Raw genomic sequence first — 14029 nt, 5'->3', positions numbered from 1 at the left:
TATTCTATTCGGGAACCCTTATTCATCGGAGTTCAGTACTGGAGAGCAATGCAAGACACACCAGTTCGGCGCCTCGTTGCGATTCTCGTTTTACTGGGGTGTCTACTGGGACTTATGATCTGGTTTGGCTCACTTGCCCCGGACCCAGCAGTTGGTGCGTATCCAAGTACGACTGAGTTGGGGATAGAGTACGATGTGTGGGTTGGCGAACAGGCCAGTCTCACGGGGACAGTCATCGAGACAGACCCACTCACGATTGTCGCCGAGTACGGATCCGGTGAGCAAGTTCGACTCAAAGTTACTGGAGCAGCTATCGACGCACAACAAGGCGACACACTCGCAGTCTATGGTGTCGTCGAACCCAACCACACGATTCGTGCGTTGAACGCATACACAATCCCCGCGTCGAACTACCTGTACATGTACGTCGTCTCCTTCCTCGCTGGCGTGTGGGTACTCGGGAGACTCATTCGAACGTGGCGAATCGATTGGGGCAGTTGGTCGTTAGAACCACGTGCTAAACCACTCCAAGCGAGCGACCTGAGTCTCTCCACCAAGAACACGGAGGAACACGATGCCTGACCTGCTCTCCCACGTCTTGCTAGCCTACAGCCTTGCCATGATTGCCTCGTGGCGTTACGAGTGGATCACCCAACCATACGTAACGGTTGCAATGGCTGGGGCTTTCATCCCCGATATAGCGAAAGGAGAGTTGCTTCTCCCAAACGCTCGAGTTGAGCAACTCCTCGGGGTTCCATTTAGCTGGTTCGGGCTCCACACGACAGGCGCAGTCATCTGTTCAGTTCTCATTGGTGTGCTCCTCGTCAAAGCAACCGAACGAGTTCGGGTCTTCGTCCTCCTCTCACTGGGCGCTACATCCCACCTCATCGCCGACGCCTTCTTGCTGAAACCAACTGGACAATCCTACCCACTCCTCTGGCCACTCACCCGAATCTACCCTCCAACACCGGGACTGTACCTGAGTACAGACGTCGAACCCGCCATCGTTCTCGGAGCAGTCGCACTCGTCGTGTACGGGGTGACTCGAAAACGCCGCACCTCCCCCAACTAAAGGAGAACATTATTTACACTGACATGAGTGTCCACGAATAATGCCCTCCCCACTCACTGTTCAGCCTCCACACCCCGACACAAACGACCCACAACGACACCAGGGACGAAGCTAATGCCCGGAATCTACGAGCGATTCACAGATGGGTGGGAGCGAGCGCTCGACGCGCTCACACTCACTGTAGTTCCCATCCTGTTCGCATGTACAGAGGTTTCGAAGATTCAGTCCGTCCTCGCCCACGACGGCGTGCATATCGGATTCACGTTCGGACTCCCGATGTCGGTCGGAACAGTCTGGCAATTCGTAAACCCGCCAAATAGTGGAGTGAACGTCTATCTCGGTGTTCCAGTCGGGAGACGTCCATCGGTATTGGTCCCTGTGTTTGCGTTGCTCGTGGTGAAAGCAGCACTCGCTGCGGGCTACTTCGGGAGTATCAAAAGCCAGCTCACGACAGGAGAGTACGACTTTGTCGCCAGCGTGCGGTCCCATTTTGCGCCGTTTTTCGTCCTCACTGTCGTTCCGTTCGCGGTCTTGCTCCCGTTCGAAGTGGGTATCGGTCGCAACGCGACCGACCTCCCAACAGATCTCGTCGCCCTCGTCGCACTCCTCATCGTCCTCTTTTTCATCACAGTGTATCTGCTGTACGCGACACCCTACCTCTTGGTCCTCCGAGATACCAGCCTTCGTGAAGCAATTAGCGGGTCAGTCTCGTTCGCCATTCGAGGCGGCCCGTATCTGTACTACTTTTTCGGCTATGGCTTCTTCGTGCTCATCATCTCGGTGTTTGCATCGGCGTTCGTGGTCAATATCCCAGTGATGGGGCTCGTGGTTGGCATCATCGGTGGCGGTGTGCTTGGGCTCGCGGCGAACATCACGACGATGCGCTTCGTTGCGGACATCGATCCTGAGTCTCCAGACATTGGCTCGTGGGATGATTCCGAACCTGGATTTGCTCAGATGGGCATGGGAGACAGTAGTTGAGTCTGCAATAGGCTGCGATGCGGTTCGACTGCCTCGACAATCCACGAATGGTGGAGCAACACAGAGAACGGATGATTGGGACACCATCGAACATGGCGCTCACCACCGAAACTGAGCAACGGCCAGAGCGCACGATACCACCCCGACGCCTGCATATTCAAGACGACCACCCACCGACTACACACAATGCCCCCACTCGACGTCGTGACGGTCGGCAGTGCTGTCATCGACCACAGCTATTCGCTCTCGAACCTCCCAAAACCAGACGGCGGTGCATTCGCCCGCGAACACACGACCGATGTCGGAGGTGTCGCTGCAAATGTCGCCGCTGGACTCGCGGAGTTCGGGACCAAGACAGGAGTAATCTCACGCGTCGGCACAGATGCAGCCGCCGAAATCGAAGCCGACCTCCGAGCACGCGATATTGACTGCACTCGAATCCAAACCGGGTCTGAAGAGTCGTCGTACACCCTGATTCTACGAGCACCGAACGGCGAACGAATGATCGTCGCTGGGGGCCAGAGCGTACCGAATCTTCGACTCGACGACCGCGATATCGAATATGCGAGCACCGCAAATGTCGTCTTTACGAGTGCCTACGCCCCCGACGAGGTGGTCTCGAAGCTCGTGACCGCTCGCGAACGCGGTGAAATCTCCACACTCGTATTCGACCTCGCTGGGCCACTTCCGGAACTCGAAGGGAGAGGAACCACCCCCGAGACCATCGACCAATTACTCTCTGTTGTCGATCTATTCGTGGTCGGTGAGGTCGCTGCACGCTCGTACTTCGGTGGCGACGCCGACGAAGCCATCGCCACGCTCACCCAACGAGCTGTCTCTCGTGCAGCAATCACACGGGGCGAAGACGGCGCACTACTCCTCGATGGTGACACAGTTCACGACGTTCCGGCCTTCGATGTCGATGTGAACGATACGACCGGGGCCGGCGACACGTTCACGGCTGGTCTGATCCAGCGGTGGCTCCTCGACGACGACTCGCCACGAGAAGCCGGCCGCTTTGCCGCGGCCACGGCCGCACTCAACTGTACTGCGATGGGTGCCCGTGGCTATCTCCCGATGGAATCCGATGTTCGGGAGTTTTTAGCGAACCAGTAGCGGAGCGCAGGTCTGTTGTACCCCTCAGTTGGTGAATGAAGCGTTCGATAAACGCTCGACTCGCCACCAACTAACTCGGTAATACGCGCACGTATCATCCGTCGATAGTGAGGTCAAACGACGTTGTGATGAGGGTCTGTTCGGGTTTGGCTTGAAAGAACAACCGGTATCGTCCAGCTGTTGGAAACTGCGCACTGAACTCAACGCGGCCACTATCCGGAGCGGTCGCTTCGGGATGGACGTGGAGATATGCGAGATCCCCTTCCCGTAGTGCGACGAGGTGGCCACGGGCACCAAGATACTCACCAAGTGTCGAAACAGGAGCGCCATCGCGCTTGACTTCGAACGTGAGCCGACTTCGCTGGCGAACAGGGATTTCGTCAGGGGACAGTGTAACTTCGTACGCGCCAGTTATCGCGGTCCGTGTCGACCCCGGGCGCGCTTGGACCTCCCACGTCCCCGGGGCGAACACGTCGAACCCGAGTGTCTCCGGGTGGCCATCGACGACGACATCCACGAATACGCGATACGCGCCCGGTTCTGGGAGCGTGAACTGTTCGACTCGCCACGTGCCGTCCGGTTCTAACGTCGGATGACGGTGCTGGAAGTGCGTTAAGTCGCGTCGAATCACGATCAGATGGCTTCGTTCCCCGTGTGCCTCTTCGAATTCGGTCACCGTCGTTCCGTCTGTTCGGACGATCCGAAACGTCCAGTCGTTCGTCGTTCCGGGTGCGAACCGAGTTTCCGATGGGTCGAACTGAAGCCCGCTCGCGTCTATTGCCAGCCCTCCTGGCACGGCGTGCCCTTCGGGTCCGTATCCCCGAGGTGGCTCAGTGGGATCGGCATGGTGGTCCCTGTGCCCTGACGGATTTTCCATATCGGTTCATTGTCTGCCAGCACCTTACCGATTTGTGCCCGTGGCTACAGGCCTGATAAACACGGTTCTGTCCCGAGCCCAGCCGCGCAATTCAGCACGCACCTTCTGACTGGGACGGGAACGCTCCGGCAATCGCGCTGATTAGCGGGCGCGAATGTATCGATCAGCTACGACCGTGATGGGGTGAGGACGCGAACCCCTACTGCCAATATAAAAGGACCTTTATAAATCAAGGTGGTTTATATACTTACGTGCCCTCTAGTATATTGACTCTCCGAGTCCACCACTGGTTCCATCGTCGGTAACGTGATCCAGCAAGACATTCTCTGAGGATCAACAACAGGCAAGACGATGGCAGTAACCACCGAATCAAGCTATACAGAGACATTGATAGATATCGAAAACAGCCTCGGGTTCGTCCCCGGCTTCATGGCAGCCATTCCCGAAAACGCCCTCGTTCACGAGTGGCCGGTTTTCAAGCAGTACACACTGGGCGAGACAGTCATCCCGCCGAAGTACCGTGAACTCATGCAGTTGGCGGTCGCCGCCACGCAGAAGTGCCAGTACTGTGAGGCGTTCCACACTGGGGTTGCCGAGATGAACGGGGCAACTGAAGCGGAACTCGCAGAGACCGGCGTCTTGGCGAGTCTCACCACCCGCTGGAGTGCCATGATACACACCCAGCAGTACGACTACGAGACGTTCGTGGATGAACTCCACCAGATTGGTGCCTTCATCCAGGAACAACAGCAGGCCGCTGACTAACGCCGCATAATCGGCGTCCCACAGTTTTTCACCGAGTATAATCGAGACGCGCCCAAAGGAGCGTAATCGCTGCTACATCCACCCGTCTATTCAGCACACAACTGCTAGCAAGCTCTGCGAATTTCGACAGAGCCGAGAGAATTCTACCGAACGGACTCGACGAGGCGCTCGACTGCCGCTTCGTCGACGGGGTTCGTCGTCTTGCCGCCCTGTTTGAGCGCCGTCCCGACGATTGCGCCATCGGCGACCGAAAGCAGCTCGGGTGCTGTCTCGGGCGTCACACCGCTTCCGATCAAGACAGGGACGTCGAGGCCGCGAGCATCGCGAGATCCAACCACCTGCTCGAGCACGGTCGTATCGACCGCTTCTCCGGTTCCAGTCCCACTCACGATGATTCCGTCCGCTCCGCCGCGCTCGACGAGTTCGCCAACCACTTCATCGTGTGACCGTTCGGCGAGTGGCGCAGAGTGTTTCACGTCGATATCAGCCAAAATAGCAACGTCGGCATCGAGTTGCTCACGAAGCCGCAACGTTTCGTGGGCCATCCCCTCGATGAGACCCTGGTCAGTGAGGCGCGCACCGGTATGGACGTTCACACGGACAACTGAGCCACCCGTCGCGGCGGCGATGCCGAGTGCACTCTGGACGTCGTTCCGGAGGATGTTCACACCGAACGGAATCGACACCTGCTCACGAAGCATTGCAGCGAGTGCCGCAACGTCAGCGACGACGTGGCGAGGCACACGGTCCGGATAGAAGGGGGCGTCACCGAAGTTTTCGAGCATGATAGCGTCGACACCGCCCGACTCGAGCGCTGCTGCATCCTGACGGAGTCGCGTCCGAATCTCGCTTCGGTCTCCATCGAATCCTGGAGACCCCGGAAGGGGCGGTAAATGTACCATCCCGATAATCGAGGGGTCCGTGCTGAAGATGTCCATGTCGTTCGTGGCCGTCGAAGTGACTTAATCGTACAGATATGCCCACACGTCGTCATCGCTCACGATTCGCGAATGACGACGCTGTCAGAATCCGCAAGAAAACAAAGCGTCCGTGGAGGGGGGGTCGTCAGCGGGGAGTCGGCGATGAGGTTCGCCAGTGGGCGAACTCGAACACGTCAGGCCAGGTTAGTCCATGGACGCTGGCTCAACGTCATCATCGGGTTCGGCAGCATCTGCCGACGCGAGTCGCCCGGAGAGAAGCGAGGCAGCCTCGTCGATGTTGCCAGCCATCGTGATGGCGATAACGGCCGTCGGGATGAGGGCCAAGACGAGGAACAGCATATCGTAGGTCCACTCGAGACCGACGAATTCGAGTGTCGGAACGAGGAGTGGTGCAAGCCCGCTGTGAGCCGTAATGACCGCCACGAACAGCACGATGTGCTTGGCGATCGAGGCGACGTCAGCGACGACGGTGGCCGGTCCAGCGAGTACCCGTACCACGAGCGACTCGAGTTTGAACGCGACGAGTCCCAGGACTGCGATGATTCCAAGTGTCAGCATGGCACCCAGCACGGCACCGTAGGTCACTGCAGTCTGGGGAACGAGTGCGTCGATACCCGGCAGGTTCGACACCAGTGCCCACATGAGCAACAGTGCGCCGACCATCAACAGGAGTTTCACGATGGGCTTGAGTGTTCGCTCATCGAGCGCATCGGTGTTGAGCAGCCTGTGTAGCTTGGTTTGCATGGCACTTGGCTCGAAAGGAGGTCGGAGACATAAATCGTCAACTCACTCCACCTGGATTCAGCCGAATGTCGTCGCATTTCCACCCGTTTGGTTCGGGTGTCACCGAACGAGTCGGGGAGAGTCGTTCCCCACAGGCAGAAACCACAGCTATCAGGTGACGGCGACGACCGCGGACGTTCTCCGTGAATTTCGCTGAATCGCCTGGTTAGCGGCGCAACTACCTGAAAGAACGCGATGTATACCAATATGTGAAACTCACGTATTGCTGAACATGTTTGAACTGACAGGGTTTCAGCGGGATCTGCTCTACACCACTGCAGGGCTGACCCAGCCATCAGGCCAGGACATCAAAGACCACCTCACCGAGATAACGACACATTCGAACGTCAATCACGGTCGCCTCTACCCGAATCTCGACGTGTTAGTCGAGCGGGGCTACCTCGAGAAAGGCGATATCGACCGGCGCACCAATTACTACCGCATCACGCAGGAGGGAGCGACTGCACTCACCGACCGACGCGCGTGGGAAGACGATCAGGTGGTCCTTCGCGAATAGTCGACGCTGTCCGATTCTCTCCTATCCAACCTCGAACACGCTCGTAGGCAACTCGACAGAACAGTCCGAGTGAAGACAGTGACTACTCCGTCGCTTCGTCAAAACCCTAAAAGCCAGCGCTGCGGCGCTCACTCACGCGAGAGTTCAGCCTCGAGCGCCGCCGTCACAACCCTCACAAACACCGCGTGCTCCGTCAACGCCGTTCGAAGCGTCTCGTAGTACGCAACCGTGTCACCAGCGGTAAACCGGTACTCAGCAGCCCAGATCGTCCGGCCCGTCCCGAAGTCACCCTGCGGCACCTCGTCGGAACTACGCAGAAAGTCCACGAGCCCATCGACAATCCGCTCTCGAAGCACTGCATACTTCGAACCACCCGAAAAGTCCGCGTCACCATTGACGCCATCTTCGAGATGTAACTCTAGCCGAAGGTGACCCCGTTCGAGCGCCCGCGCATCAGGATAGTGTTCGAAGTGGAGGTCGAACCCCTGACTCCGCCCGACTTCCCACACCTGTGGCATCACGCGACCCCAGGGCTTCCCTGAGTCGAGGTGTTCCCACGTCTGGGGGCCGTCGGGTGGGGAGGCACGAAGGTAGTCGGCCCACTCGTACTGGAGGACTTCGCGAGCGAGTTTCGACACGGCATCGCGAGTCGCGTCGACCTGCATCTCGTAGTCGAGATAGAAGCTTGCATCGTCGACGGCGTGTGATTCGTTCATAGACCCATGGTAGACATCCACACAGATAAGTCTTTGACACGAATGGACGAGAAGGGAGGAAACGGGTGTCTGACTGCTCATGTCCGGTGATACCGCAAGTTGACTCCACAGATTATCAGCCCCGATATGGACCGACGAGTACGAGTCTCGGGTGACTGCCATCTAAAACTCTGCCCTTCCAGTACACAGAATCTCCGTTGGTCGCATCACTGTTCACCTATGGAACTGGCAGTCTCCTACCGCAGAGTTTGGCCAGAAACCATATAAAAAATAGTATACTCAGAAAAGATATATAACTAGTTAGCAGTACTCGCTCGCAGGACGCCAGTATATCGGCTCATTAGCTCGAAAGTACGGGACTAACCCGATATCGATGCAATCAGTGGGCACGATCCCAGCCCACCAGCCAAATATGCAATATCAGCTCTCGAGTCGTTCAACGGACCATATTTGATGCAATCAAAGAAATCGAGATGAGTTGATATTTTCTCCAGAAAATGATATACGAAAAATCATATCTACGTACAAGTCATCTTCCAAGTACTAATATACTGGACGTATCACTGAGCCATGGTTAATTTATCGACCAGTATTACGTCTGTACTGCTGTAACGGTTAGCCACTACGACGTATTTGTTTGCGACTCGCGAACACGGCTCGTGAGGACTCACTAGACAGACTTCGATTCGGTCGGATACACGACAGATAGCTGGATCTCAGTCCACAACACTCCGTAGTTCTGTTTACGAAGAGTAAACACTCTGGTAGGTACGAGGCTATCGTCGACCACCACCCTTCGACTGGGAGAGCACGGAACAGAGCCTCAACTGCGTATCTATCAACGTTCTATCTGAGTCTCTGGCTGGCAAAGCCCAGCACTATCCCGATCTGGACGGACCGGAAGTCGCCCGTTTTGTTAGCGTCTCGTAAACATACAGCCCACGTATCTGGCTGAGAGGCCGTGGTGAGCGACGCTCGACCACACAGCCTGAGGGTTTAAGTCTGGGACTCGTGTTATCACGCAACGATGGAGTTAGACGAGATATTCGAGCGAGGCATCGACCGCGACTGGCAGGCTACCGACCCGGCCGATGTCGAGACACTCAGGTTCGCGATTATCGGCCTCGGGTGGTTCACACGTGGGCGTGCCCTCCCTGCTCTCGAAGACAGTGAGTTCTGCGAAGCGACACTCCTCGTCAGCGGGTCAAAAGAGAAAGCCAACCGGATAGCCAAGGAGTCAGACAGCCCTGCGAGGGGAATCACGTACGACGAGTTCCACGATGGCGTCGGGGCAGACGAGTACGACGCAGTCTACATCGTCACTCCGAATGCGCTCCATCTCGACTACGTCGAAACCGCTGCCGAGTTGGGCAAGGCAATCCTGTGTGAGAAGCCTGCTGAACGGTCGAGTGAGCGAACTGAGCGACTCATCGAGACGGCCGAGAACCACGATGTCCCGCTGATGGTCGCCTATCGCATGCACACTGAGCCTGCGGTGCGTCGCGCACGCGAGATTATTCAGGCCGGCCTCATCGGAGAGCCACAGACGGTCCGCGGCAGTATGAGTCAGCGATTGCTCGACCGAATCAACGACGACCCAGACCAATGGCGACTGAACGAAGCACTCGCCGGTGGTGGTGCCCTGTTCGACCTCGGTGTCTATCCGTTGAACACTGCACGATTCCTCCTCGATGCTGACCCGGTTGCCGTCTGTGGGCGGACGAAACGCAGTCACGACGCCTTCGACGAAGTCGACGAGACGGCGACGTTCACTGTCGAGTTCCCGAACGACGTCTATGCAACTTGCTTCGTGAGTCACAATGCTCGCCAGGAGAGCGAACTCGTCGTCACTGGAACCGAAGGGCAGGTCGCGATTCGACCGGCGTTCTTCCAAGACCAAGCACGGTCACTCCACGTGTCACGTGGTGCTGCGCGCGCCGAAATCGAGTTCGACATCGTCGACCAGATGCTCGAAGAGTTCGACCATTTCGCGCATCAAGTCCGAACAGACGGCGAAATCTACGCTGACGGCGAACACGGCCTCGTCGACATGTACGCCATGGAAGCAGTCTACGAATCAGAGCAGGCCGACGGCTGGGTCTCTCTCGAGTAACGTAAAAAGGGGCTCATGAAGACCCGGTAGTTACTGCGTGAATCCCGCGTGGAATCCAACGAGTTTCTCGCGGGAGAAGTGCTTGACCGCGTATTTGATGCCTTCTTTTCCGACGCCGCTGTCTTTGAAGCCACCGTATGGCATGTGGTCCGTGCGGAAGCCGCTGACCGTGTTGATGTTGACGCCACCTGCGTCAATTTCGTCGGCAGCGCGTTTTGCGCGGTCGATATCTTGCGTGAACAGGCCTGCTTCGAGCCCGTAGTTCGTGTTGTTCGCCTCTTCGATAGCTTCGTCGAAGTCGTCGACGGCGATGACGGGAACGAGTGGGCCGAACACTTCTTCCTGTGCGGCCGGCATGTCCGGTGTCACGCCCGAGAGGACAGTGGGTTCGAACATGCGGCCATCGTACGAGCCACCACACTCGACGGTCGCACCTGCATCGACAGTCGCTTCGAACAGGTCGATGACCGACTCCGCCTGGTCGTCGTCGACCATCGACGCGATAGACGTCTCCTCGTCGAAGGGGTCGCCCATCGTGAGGTTCGTCGCATGCTCGACGAGCGAGTCGACGACCTCGTCTTCGATGTGTTTGGGGACGATAACGCGCTCGACGCTGTTACACACCTGTCCGGCGTTGGAACACGCACCACCGACGACCTGTGCTGCGGCCTGGTCGATATCGGTGTCGTCCCAGATGATCGTCGGGTCGTTCCCCCCGAGTTCGAGCGTAATCTCGCGCATGCCGCTATTCTCGGCGATGTACTTTCCGACGGCCGTACTCCCAGTAAAGGAGATGGCTTCGACAGCGTCGTGCGAGAGGAATGCGTCACCGACGGTACTCCCACTGCCAGTGACGATGTTCACGAGCCCTGCAGGCGCTCCGACTGCTTCGCAGGCTTCGTTGAGGTACTCGAAGAGTTTGAGCGCACACAGTGGCGTGTTCGACGCTGGCTTTCCAACCACGGCGTTTCCTGCGGCAAGTGCGGGTCCGACCTTGTGGACCATCAGATTCAGCGGGAAGTTGAACGGCGTAATCGCCGCGACGACGCCGAGCGGTTCGCGTTGTGTGAATGCGTGCGTCCGATCGAACCCTTTCTGTGCGTCCATCGGGACGTACTCACCGAACTGTCGTTTGGCTTCTTCGCCGGAGAGACGGAGCGTCTGGATTGCTCGGTCGACCTCGCCTCGAGACTCGGAGATGGGCTTTCCTTGCTCGCTCGTGATGAGACGTGCCATCTCGTCGGCGTTTGCTTCGAGTCGAGCAGCTGTCTCAGACAGCAGTTCGTAGCGTTCGTACGCAGACAGCGTGCTCTCCTCGTATGCTCGATTGGCTGCGTCGATCGCCTCGTTCACCTGTGCTGTTGATGCGGCTGGAATCGACCCGACCGTGCTCCCATCGTAGGGGTTGCGTACTGAGATCCGCTCGTCAGCGCCAACCCATTGTCCGTCGATGAGCATATCGACATCGTACTGGCTAATCGGCTCTAGGCTCATGCGGGTAACTAGCTGTCAAACTAATTCTTGTTAAAGTTTGTGCCAGCGTAGCCAGACCCAATTATCGCCAGTGGTATCAATTTGAATATATGTCGGGAAAGATATTTACAACTTGTCTGCAAGCCATGGTATATGCTAATCACTGGGACAGTAGTCCCTATGGTGACTCCTACGACGGGTCGCGATGGGACTATCGATGAGCGTGCGCTTACTCATTACACCGAGCATCTCGTCAAAAACGGCGTCCACGGGCTGTTTCCCTGTGGGTCGATCGGTGAGTTTTCGAGTTTGACAGCTGCACAGCGCCGCCGTGTTATCGAAACTGTCGTCGACGCCGCAGGTGACACACCTGTCCTCGCGGGGTGTGGAGACACGAGCGTCGGTGCCGTCCAGGAGCACGTCAAAACTGCTGCCGACGCTGGTGCAGATGCGGCTGTCGTCGTCACACCGTACTATCTCTCGACGACACAACGTGGGCTCGTAGACTTTTACCATGACATTGCAGCCACCACGGATATCCCGCTTATTCTCTACAACATCCCCGCGCTCACTGGGGAAAAACTCGATATCGAGACCGTGATCGAACTTAGCCAGCACGAGACCATCGTGGGGATCAAAGATACCTCCGGCGACTCCACCTACCACCGGCGACTGATCAACGAAACCCCCGACGAGTTCAGCGTCCTTCAGGGGTCGACCGAACTTGCGGTGAGCTCACTCGATACTGGCGCGGATGGAATCATTGCCGGGCCTGCCAACGTCTTCCCCGGCGTCCTCGCCGACGTCTATAACGAACACGCGGCAGGCAATCGCGACCGTGCGGTGGAGCTCATGAATCACGTCGTCAATCCAATTTTGACTGCGACCAGTGAAGTGCCCACTGCAGCCGGACTCAAATACCTCCTGACGCTCACCGAACTCGAAACTGGGTCGCCGTTACCACCACTCCCACAACTCGACGAAAGTGAGCGGGCAGCGCTTCGGCAGAGCTACCAACGCGCCACTGACGGTTTCGGAGTCGCCTCTCAGGTCTAATTCGAGGGCGCAGACAGAGACTGCGGCCACAGACACGTTTTGCTTGTTGTGAGATATCGATGTGTCTCTCGTGAGTGACAGCCACTGCGACGTGTGCCCCAGCGCGTTGAGTACTGAGACAGGCTAGTTGCTCAGCGCTGACTCGACAGTCACAGAAGACGTGGAAAACGGAAGAAAGACGGTTGATGCGTCGGGCTGAAAGCCGTGAGTTCAGGCGTTGTTGACTTCGCTATCGATCTGTTCTTGTGCGTCGTCGAGTGCCTGCTGTGGCGACTTGCTCTGGACGAGCGCTTTGTTACACTCTGTGTAGAGGATTTCGGAGAAGGTGGAGTACTTCGGCGTCGATGGACGAGCACTCGTCTGCTGGAGCACCTCGGAGAAGGTTTCGAGGTGTGGTGCCTTCTCGAAGTATTCGTCCGTGTAGAGGTCCTCACGAACCGGGAGGTAGCTGAAGTCGACTGCAAGCGTCTCCTGGACTTCTTTCGTGGCCATGTACGACGCGAAACGCTGTGCCGCATCTGGTGTGTCGGAGTAGGCGTTGATGAAGATGTTCCAGCCGCCGAGACAGGAGTTGTTGGCGTCGGGGTTGCCTTCTGCCTTCGGCATCTTCGCCACGTCGAACTTACCCTGGATGGGTGAGTCGTCGGCGTTCATGAGCGACACTGCGTATGGCCAGTTGCGCATGAACACCGTGCCACCTTGCTGGAAGGTCTGGCGGTTGCCGTCAGTCCCACTCGCTGGCACTGACTCTGGCGTGACACCGTACTCGTGGATGAGGTCGACTGCGTGTTGCAGCGCTTTCACACCTTCTTCGGTGTTGACTTTGAGCTTGCCGTCCTGTCTGACCGAGCCGCCGTAGCCCCACAGCCAGTTGAGCCACATGATGGTCAGCCCTTCGTTGGCACCACCTTGCCAGATGTAGCCGTTGTCGATCTCGTCTTCTTTTTCGAGGACGTCCTGTGCAATCTCGACGAGTTCCATGTAGGTTTCCGGTGGCTCGTGACCGTGTTTGTCGAGCAGGTCCTTTCGGTAGTACAGTGCGTTTGCGTCGGTGAACACCGGCATACCGTACAGCTGGTCGTCGACCGTCACCGTCTCGACGGGCGTGTCCAGCATCTTGTCGGTGTAACCGTCCGGGTCGTTGACTTTGCCTGCCCACTGGTTGTTGACGAACTCACCTGGCCAGATGACGTCCATCATCCCGAGGTCGAAGTCCGACGACTGCGAGATGAACTGGTTGACGTAGTACTTCCGCGTCGTCGTCGACTCGGATGGCGTGCCGCTTGCAGAGAACTCGATGTTCTCTGCCTGGTCGTCGAACTGCGGACCGAGCTCGCCGATTGCCCCACTGAACGACGACGTGTGGACGAACTTGATGGATTGAGTCGAACCACCGGAATCGCCACCGGAGTCGCCACCGGAGCCACCACCGGAGTCGCCACCGCTGTTATCCGAGCCGCCTCCATTACCTGTACAACCGGCGAGAAGGGCAGCGCCCCCCACACCGAGCGATTTTAGAAACTGTCGTCTCCTAGCTGAGCTGCTCTTGCGAGCCATACACTATCACATATAATCAACCATATAATAATGTTATTGTTGATAACAATGTTCCATGTTCT

At 57.5% G+C, this 14029-nt stretch carries 14 protein-coding genes; 8 read left to right on the top strand and 6 right to left on the bottom strand.

Annotated elements, in window-relative coordinates:
• Positions 1 to 48 precede the first annotated feature (48 nt).
• From ACK3SC_RS11805 to ACK3SC_RS11790, 4 genes are all read left to right on the top strand, one after another.
• Positions 49 to 582 (top strand): hypothetical protein, encoded by a 534-nt coding sequence (locus ACK3SC_RS11805; RefSeq protein ID WP_416840388.1) that lies wholly within the window; start codon positions 49 to 51, stop codon positions 580 to 582.
• The gene (locus tag ACK3SC_RS11800; protein ID WP_416840387.1) at positions 575 to 1072 is read left to right on the top strand and encodes a metal-dependent hydrolase; all 498 of its coding nucleotides are present in this window, start codon (positions 575 to 577) and stop codon (positions 1070 to 1072) included. Before ACK3SC_RS11805 ends, ACK3SC_RS11800 begins: the two co-directional genes overlap by 8 nt.
• A 114-nt stretch (positions 1073 to 1186) precedes the next feature.
• A complete protein-coding gene (locus tag ACK3SC_RS11795) occupies positions 1187 to 2053 on the top strand; it encodes a hypothetical protein (protein WP_416840386.1) in 867 nt (288 codons plus the stop codon).
• Positions 2054 to 2239: 186 nt separating this feature from the next.
• Positions 2240 to 3169, top strand: coding sequence for a carbohydrate kinase family protein (locus ACK3SC_RS11790; protein WP_416840385.1), 930 nt, complete (start codon positions 2240 to 2242; stop codon positions 3167 to 3169).
• Between the two features lie 94 nt (positions 3170 to 3263).
• On the opposite strand, the gene ACK3SC_RS11785 is transcribed toward ACK3SC_RS11790, so the two are convergent.
• Positions 3264 to 3965: a hypothetical protein gene (locus ACK3SC_RS11785; protein ID WP_416840384.1), complete on the bottom strand. Its 702-nt coding sequence runs from the start codon at positions 3963 to 3965 to the stop codon at positions 3264 to 3266.
• Positions 3966 to 4397: 432 nt separating this feature from the next.
• Here ACK3SC_RS11785 and ACK3SC_RS11780 point away from each other — a divergent pair, with 432 nt between their 5' ends.
• Complete coding sequence (locus ACK3SC_RS11780; RefSeq protein ID WP_416840382.1) at positions 4398 to 4811, top strand: carboxymuconolactone decarboxylase family protein; 414 nt, start codon at positions 4398 to 4400, stop codon at positions 4809 to 4811.
• A 143-nt stretch (positions 4812 to 4954) separates the two neighbouring features.
• Here ACK3SC_RS11780 and ACK3SC_RS11775 read toward each other — a convergent pair whose 3' ends face one another.
• Both ACK3SC_RS11775 and ACK3SC_RS11770 read right to left on the bottom strand, forming a co-directional pair.
• Positions 4955 to 5749 carry a BtpA/SgcQ family protein gene (locus ACK3SC_RS11775; RefSeq protein ID WP_416840380.1) on the bottom strand — a complete coding sequence of 265 codons (795 nt, stop codon included), beginning with the start codon at positions 5747 to 5749 and terminating at the stop codon, positions 4955 to 4957.
• A gap of 186 nt (positions 5750 to 5935) precedes the next feature.
• A complete protein-coding gene (locus ACK3SC_RS11770) occupies positions 5936 to 6496 on the bottom strand; it encodes a hypothetical protein (RefSeq protein ID WP_416840379.1) in 561 nt (186 codons plus the stop codon).
• Positions 6497 to 6767: 271 nt separating this feature from the next.
• Between ACK3SC_RS11770 and ACK3SC_RS11765 the strand changes: the two genes are divergently transcribed.
• A complete protein-coding gene (locus ACK3SC_RS11765; RefSeq protein ID WP_416840378.1) occupies positions 6768 to 7052 on the top strand; it encodes a PadR family transcriptional regulator in 285 nt (94 codons plus the stop codon).
• Between the two features lie 128 nt (positions 7053 to 7180).
• Here ACK3SC_RS11765 and ACK3SC_RS11760 read toward each other — a convergent pair whose 3' ends face one another.
• Positions 7181 to 7768, bottom strand: coding sequence for an acetyltransferase (locus tag ACK3SC_RS11760; RefSeq protein WP_416840377.1), 588 nt, complete (start codon positions 7766 to 7768; stop codon positions 7181 to 7183).
• Positions 7769 to 8795: 1027 nt separating this feature from the next.
• On the opposite strand from ACK3SC_RS11760, the gene gfo6 reads away from it, so the two are divergent.
• Positions 8796 to 9881 (top strand): D-xylose 1-dehydrogenase Gfo6, encoded by a 1086-nt coding sequence (gene gfo6, locus ACK3SC_RS11755; RefSeq protein ID WP_416840376.1) that lies wholly within the window; start codon positions 8796 to 8798, stop codon positions 9879 to 9881.
• A gap of 30 nt (positions 9882 to 9911) precedes the next feature.
• Here gfo6 and ACK3SC_RS11750 read toward each other — a convergent pair whose 3' ends face one another.
• Positions 9912 to 11375: an aldehyde dehydrogenase family protein gene (locus ACK3SC_RS11750; RefSeq protein ID WP_416840375.1), complete on the bottom strand. Its 1464-nt coding sequence runs from the start codon at positions 11373 to 11375 to the stop codon at positions 9912 to 9914.
• 132 nt (positions 11376 to 11507) lie between these two features.
• On the opposite strand from ACK3SC_RS11750, the gene ACK3SC_RS11745 reads away from it, so the two are divergent.
• Positions 11508 to 12410 carry a dihydrodipicolinate synthase family protein gene (locus ACK3SC_RS11745; protein WP_416840374.1) on the top strand — a complete coding sequence of 301 codons (903 nt, stop codon included), beginning with the start codon at positions 11508 to 11510 and terminating at the stop codon, positions 12408 to 12410.
• Positions 12411 to 12620: 210 nt separating this feature from the next.
• Here the strand turns inward: ACK3SC_RS11745 and ACK3SC_RS11740 are convergent, their stop codons facing one another.
• Positions 12621 to 13967 carry an extracellular solute-binding protein gene (locus tag ACK3SC_RS11740; RefSeq protein ID WP_416840373.1) on the bottom strand — a complete coding sequence of 449 codons (1347 nt, stop codon included), beginning with the start codon at positions 13965 to 13967 and terminating at the stop codon, positions 12621 to 12623.
• Positions 13968 to 14029 lie beyond the last annotated feature (62 nt).

This window comes from Haloferax sp. DFSO52, from assembly GCF_048158745.1.
GTDB lineage: Archaea > Halobacteriota > Halobacteria > Halobacteriales > Haloferacaceae > Haloferax.
This window is presented reverse-complemented; position numbering and strand designations above follow the sequence as displayed.

What these genes read in the sequence shown, in the direction of transcription:
- ACK3SC_RS11745 (WP_416840374.1), top strand. Translation starts at nt 11,508, where the DNA reads ATGCTAATCACTGGGACAGTAGTCCCTATGGTGACTCCTACGACGGGT.
- ACK3SC_RS11775 (WP_416840380.1), bottom strand. Translation starts at nt 5,749, where the DNA reads ATGGACATCTTCAGCACGGACCCCTCGATTATCGGGATGGTACATTTA.
- ACK3SC_RS11800 (WP_416840387.1), top strand. Translation starts at nt 575, where the DNA reads ATGCCTGACCTGCTCTCCCACGTCTTGCTAGCCTACAGCCTTGCCATG.
- ACK3SC_RS11770 (WP_416840379.1), bottom strand. Translation starts at nt 6,496, where the DNA reads ATGCAAACCAAGCTACACAGGCTGCTCAACACCGATGCGCTCGATGAG.
- ACK3SC_RS11760 (WP_416840377.1), bottom strand. Translation starts at nt 7,768, where the DNA reads ATGAACGAATCACACGCCGTCGACGATGCAAGCTTCTATCTCGACTAC.
- ACK3SC_RS11805 (WP_416840388.1), top strand. Translation starts at nt 49, where the DNA reads ATGCAAGACACACCAGTTCGGCGCCTCGTTGCGATTCTCGTTTTACTG.
- ACK3SC_RS11790 (WP_416840385.1), top strand. Translation starts at nt 2,240, where the DNA reads ATGCCCCCACTCGACGTCGTGACGGTCGGCAGTGCTGTCATCGACCAC.
- ACK3SC_RS11765 (WP_416840378.1), top strand. Translation starts at nt 6,768, where the DNA reads ATGTTTGAACTGACAGGGTTTCAGCGGGATCTGCTCTACACCACTGCA.
- gfo6 (WP_416840376.1), top strand. Translation starts at nt 8,796, where the DNA reads ATGGAGTTAGACGAGATATTCGAGCGAGGCATCGACCGCGACTGGCAG.
- ACK3SC_RS11740 (WP_416840373.1), bottom strand. Translation starts at nt 13,967, where the DNA reads ATGGCTCGCAAGAGCAGCTCAGCTAGGAGACGACAGTTTCTAAAATCG.
- ACK3SC_RS11780 (WP_416840382.1), top strand. Translation starts at nt 4,398, where the DNA reads ATGGCAGTAACCACCGAATCAAGCTATACAGAGACATTGATAGATATC.
- ACK3SC_RS11750 (WP_416840375.1), bottom strand. Translation starts at nt 11,375, where the DNA reads ATGAGCCTAGAGCCGATTAGCCAGTACGATGTCGATATGCTCATCGAC.
- ACK3SC_RS11795 (WP_416840386.1), top strand. Translation starts at nt 1,187, where the DNA reads ATGCCCGGAATCTACGAGCGATTCACAGATGGGTGGGAGCGAGCGCTC.